At 71.4% G+C, this 4,829-nt stretch carries 4 protein-coding genes; 2 read left to right on the top strand and 2 right to left on the bottom strand.

The features are described 5' to 3' along the window. Window positions 1-241 precede the first annotated feature (241 nt). Window positions 242-628 (bottom strand): Cu(I)-responsive transcriptional regulator, encoded by a 387-nt coding sequence (gene cueR, locus FZ029_RS32635; RefSeq protein ID WP_149200260.1) that lies wholly within the window; start codon window positions 626-628, stop codon window positions 242-244. Window positions 629-639: 11 nt separating this feature from the next. After that, complete coding sequence (locus tag FZ029_RS32630; protein ID WP_282184193.1) at window positions 640-3,105, bottom strand: heavy metal translocating P-type ATPase; 2,466 nt, start codon at window positions 3,103-3,105, stop codon at window positions 640-642. A gap of 162 nt (window positions 3,106-3,267) precedes the next feature. On the opposite strand from FZ029_RS32630, the gene FZ029_RS32625 reads away from it, so the two are divergent. Continuing rightward, on the top strand, window positions 3,268-3,828 hold the full coding sequence (locus tag FZ029_RS32625; RefSeq protein ID WP_149274346.1) for a hypothetical protein: 561 nt from the start codon (window positions 3,268-3,270) through the stop codon (window positions 3,826-3,828). Between the two features lie 74 nt (window positions 3,829-3,902). Continuing rightward, the gene (locus FZ029_RS32620; RefSeq protein WP_149274344.1) at window positions 3,903-4,547 is read left to right on the top strand and encodes a trimeric intracellular cation channel family protein; all 645 of its coding nucleotides are present in this window, start codon (window positions 3,903-3,905) and stop codon (window positions 4,545-4,547) included. Window positions 4,548-4,829 lie beyond the last annotated feature (282 nt).

Raw genomic sequence — 4,829 nt, 5'->3', positions numbered from 1 at the left:
GGGGGGCGACCGCACCACACACCACCCCCACGCCCAAAAGAGAAGGCGATAAGTACCCCCCTCCCACCCCGGGCCCCCCCCCCCCCCCCCCGGGGGGGGGGGGGGGGGGGGGGGGGGGTGCATGGGGTGGATTTATTGGGTACCGGGACTGCGCATCCCTTGAAGAGCCACGCCGCGCGTCCCCCTCACCCTAACCCTCTCCCCGGGGGGGAGAGGGGACTTGGCGGGGGGTGAGAGGGCCTCACGACGCCAAATCCTTCAAAATCGGGCAGTCCGGCCGCTCGTCGCCGTGGCAGGCGTCGGCAAGCTCGTGCAGGCTGTCGCGCATCGCCTGCAGCTCGGCGATCTTCGCCTCCAACTCGTCGATGTGTTGGAGCGCGATCCGCTTCACCTCCGAACTGCAGCGGGAACGGTCCTGCCACAGCCCGACCAGCTTCTGGATGCGTTCGATCCCGAAGCCCAGCGTCCGCGCCCGCTTGACGAAGCGCAGCACATTCACGTCACGGTCGCTGTAGACGCGATAGCCCGACGCCGTCCGCCCGGCCTCCGGAATCAAACCGATGGATTCGTAATAGCGGATCAGCTTGGCGTTGACGCCCGACGCCTTGGCGGCGTCGCCGATGGTCATGCCGTCCTTCATCATGCGTCTCCGTTCTTCGGCGGAGTCCAGCCGCGCAGGGTCAGGGCGTTCACCACCACGCTGACCGAACTCAGCGCCATCGCCGCCCCCGCCAGCACCGGGCTGAGGTTGCCCGACGCCGCCAGCGGGATGCCGACCACATTGTACGCGAAGGCCCAGAACAGACCCTGCCGGATCTTGGAATAGGTCCGCCGCGACACGTCGATGGACCCGGCGACCAGCCTGGGATCGCCGCGCATCAGGGTGACGCCGGCGCTGTGCATCGCCACGTCGGTGCCGGTCGCCATGGCGATGCCGACATCGGCGGCGGCCAGCGCCGGTGCGTCGTTGATGCCGTCGCCGACCATGCCGACGACCTTGCCCTCCCCCTTCAGCGTCGCGACGACGGCGGCCTTGTCGCCGGGCAGCACCTCGGCGAACACCCGCTCGATGCCCAGCGCCGCGGCGACGGAGCGGGCGGCGCCCCAGCCGTCGCCGGTCACCATCACCGGTTCCACCCCCTGCGCCTTCAGCGAGGCGACGGCGGTGACCGCGCTGTCCTTCACCGTGTCGCCGAAGCCGACGAGGCCGAGCAGGCGCGGAAGCTCGCCGACCTCCATCAGCCAGGACAGGGTGCGGCCGGTCGCCGCCAGCGCTTCGGCCGGTTCGGCCAGCGGTCCCGGTTGCAAGCCGGCCTCTTCCACCGCACGGGCGTTGCCGAGTTGCAGGCGGCGCCCCGCCACCGTGCCGGCGACGCCACGGCCGGCCAGCGCACGGAAGTCGCTCACCGGTTCCGTCGCCATGCCGGCCGCCTTGGCGCGGTCGCGCAGCGCATGGGCCAGCGGATGCTCGCTGCCGGCCTGGAGCGCGGCGGCGAGGCGCAGCAGGGTTTCGCCATCGACGCCTTCGGCCGGGATCAGGTCGGTGACGCGCGGCTTTCCCTCCGTCAGCGTGCCGGTCTTGTCGAAGGCGACGGCGGTCAGGGCATGGGCACGTTCCAGCGCCTCCGCATCCTTGATGAGAATGCCGTGGCGGGCGGCGACGCCGGTGCCGACCATGATCGCGGTCGGCGTCGCCAGACCGAGCGCGCAGGGGCAGGCGATGACCAGAACCGAAACGGCGGTGACGATGGCGGTCTCCAGATCGCCGCCGACGATCCACCAGCCGGCGAGCGTCAGCGCCGCCACCGCCAGCACCGCCGGGACGAACACCGCGCTGACCCGGTCGACCAGCCGCTGGATCGGCGCCTTCGACGCCTGGGCGCCCTCCACCATGCGGACGATCTGCGCCAGCATGGTTTCGGTGCCGACCGCCGTGGTCTCCACCACCAGCAGGCCGTCGCCGTTGATCGAGCCGCCGGTGACGCGGGCGCCCGGTTCCTTGTCGACCGGCAGGCTCTCGCCGGTCAGCATCGATTCGTCGACGCCGCCGGAGCCCTCGACCACCCGGCCGTCGACCGGCACCCGCTCGCCGGGGCGGACCACCACATGGTCGCCGACATGGACACGCTCCACCGGCACCTCGGTCTCCACCCCGTCGCGGCGCAGGCGGGCGGTGGCGGGGCGCAGGTCCATCAGCGCGCGGATCGCCGCCGCGGTCTGGCCCTTGGCCCGCGCCTCCAGCCATTTGCCGAACAGCACGAAGGTGATGAGGACGGAGGAGGCTTCGAAATAGAGGTGCGGCTCGTGCCCGTCCCCATGGCCTGTGGGCGCGGTCAGCATCAGGTAGAGGCTGAGCCCCCAGGCCGCCGAGGTGCCGAGCGCGACCAGCAAATCCATGTTGCCGGCCCCCGCCCGCACCGCGTTCCAGCCGGCGCGGTAGAAGCGCGCCCCGAGCCAGAACTGCACGATGCTGGCAAGGATCAACTGGACCCAGCCCGATAGCATCCAGTCGGCCCCGAACAGGTCGCCGACCATGCCGGCCAGCAGCGGCAGCGACAGTGCCGCGGCGATCAGCACATGGTGCAGCTCGCGCCGGCTGCGGCCGGCCCGCGCCTCCTCCTCCGCCTGTTCACCGCCCTCATCGACGGGGGCGGCGCCATAGCCGACCTTCTCCACCGCCGCGACCAGATCGGCGATGTCGACGCTGCCGGCATAGGCGACGACATGGGCGCGCTCGGTCGCCAGATTGACCGAAGCCTGGTCGACACCCGGCAGCCGGCTCAGCGCCTTCTCCACCCGGCCGGAACAGGAGGCGCAGGTCATGCCGGTGACCGACAGGTCGAACTCCCGCTTTTCGGCATGGTAGCCGGCGGCCTCGACCGCGTCGGCCGCGGCCTTGACGTCCGGCGGCCCGGCGAAGGTCAGCCGCGCCCGCTCCGTCGCCAGATTGACCGAGACGGCGGTGACGCCCGGCACCCGGCCCAGCGCCTTCTCCACCCGGCGGACGCAGGAGGCGCAGGTCATGCCTGACACGCCAAGGTCGAGTTCGGCCATCGGGCCGGCGGGGGCCGCCGTCGGGCTGATGTTGTGCTGGGTCGTGGTCATGCCGGTTCTCCTTCGATTCCGCTCGGCATGGAGTGATATGGAGCTTCCAGCCATTGGAAGGTCAAGGGGCCTATCGACGCAGAGCCGCAGACTCATGAACAAAACACCGGATGGGGCGTTCGTGTCCTGACCCTCAGCCACCAGCAGAAAGGGACCGCCCCCTTGACCCGCCTGACCATCGCCGAGGCGCAGAGCCGCGTTTCCCACCTGCTGACCCATGACGTGGTCGAGGATCTGCGTGCCGTGGAGTATGAGACGCCGCCGCTGGCCGACGCCCCGTCCGCCACGCCGCTGGCCGAGTTGCGGCGGGCGGAGGTCGGCTTCAGCCACGCCCCCGGCTCCCCCGACTGCATCTATCGCATCGGCGCCTTCGGCGATTCGCTGCTGATGCGGCTTCAACTGAATGTCTGGCGCTTCGTCGCCATCTATCAGGTGCCGGTGAAGGACCCCATCGACAGCAACACCATCGCCCCGCATTTCGAACGCTGGGCCATCGGCGCCGGCCATGCCGGCTGGACCATCGGCTGGCGCGACGGCGTCGATCCGTGGAAGCAGGACATCCGGGTGGTGGAGACCTATTGCTACGCCATGCTGCCGGAAAACTTCCTGGACGAGCCGCTGACCCAGCTCTATTGGCGCACCGACCTGTTGCAGATGACCCGCGCCTTCATGCTGGAGGCGCGGCGGATGAGCATCCGGCTGTCGGCGCCCGACACGGTGTAGCGGAGGTTTCACTTGGCGCGACGGGGGCGGCCGTGCTCAATCGGCGGGCACACACCCTCCGCCGAGTTCGTCCCATGCCGCCGCTTCCCATTCCGATGCCGACCGACCTCTCCGCCCTGCTGACGGTGATGGATTTCATCGGCGTGTTCGTCTTCGGCCTCAGCGGCGGCACGCTGGCGGTGCGCAAGCGGCTGGACCTGTTCGGGGTGATGGTGCTGTCGCTGGCCGCGGCGCTGGCGGGCGGCGTGGTGCGCGACCTGCTGATCGGCGCAGTGCCGCCGGCCAGCCTGCATGACGACCGCTATCTGATGGTGGCGCTGGCCGCCGGGGTGACCGCCTTCCTATTCCACAAGCCGATCAACCGGCTGGGCAAGCCGGTGATGGTGCTGGACGCCGCCGGGCTGGCGCTGTTCACCGTCGCCGGCTGCGGCAAGGCGCTGTCCTACGGGCTGAGCCCGTTGCCGGCCGCCTTGCTGGGGGCGCTGACCGCCTGCGGCGGCGGGGCGATGCGCGACCTGCTGGTCGCCGAGGTGCCGCGGGTGCTGCGCGAGGAGATCTACGCCATGGCCTCCCTGCTGGGGGCGGCGGTGGTGATCGCCGGCAATCGTCTGGACCTGCCGCCGGTTCCGGTCGCGGTGGTCGGCGCGCTGGCGGTGTTCGTGCTGCGCGTGGTCAGCGTTATGCGGGGCTGGAGCGCGCCGCGGGCGCCAGGGAGTTGAAGGGCCCTCTTCCCCTAAATCGCCCTCTCTCCCCCGGGGAGAGGGAGGGGACCCATGCGCAGCATGGGGAGGGTGAGGGGGATGCGTGGCGGGACTTTTGGGAAGGCACGCGATGCATCCCCCCCCCCCCCCCCCCCCCCCCCCCCGGGGGGGGGGGGGGGGGGGGGGCCCCCCCCCCCCCCCCCCCCCCCCCCCCCCCCCCCCCCCCGCCATGCCGGGGCAGAGGTCGCCTTCGCCGACGTCGAGCCCGACAGCGGCCTGATGGGGGTGGCCGAAGCCGAG

It is taken from the genome of Azospirillum sp. Sh1, assembly GCF_008365135.1.
GTDB lineage: Bacteria > Pseudomonadota > Alphaproteobacteria > Azospirillales > Azospirillaceae > Azospirillum > Azospirillum oryzae.
The sequence above is the reverse complement of the archived record's forward strand: the minus strand, read 5'-3'. Positions and strand labels throughout refer to the sequence as shown.

Bases quoted from the DNA above. Each gene is read 5' to 3' on its own strand.
- cueR (WP_149200260.1), bottom strand. From the start codon at position 628: ATGACCATCGGCGACGCCGCCAAGGCGTCGGGCGTCAACGCCAAGCTG.
- FZ029_RS32630 (WP_282184193.1), bottom strand. From the start codon at position 3,105: ATGACCACGACCCAGCACAACATCAGCCCGACGGCGGCCCCCGCCGGC.
- FZ029_RS32620 (WP_149274344.1), top strand. From the start codon at position 3,903: ATGCCGCCGCTTCCCATTCCGATGCCGACCGACCTCTCCGCCCTGCTG.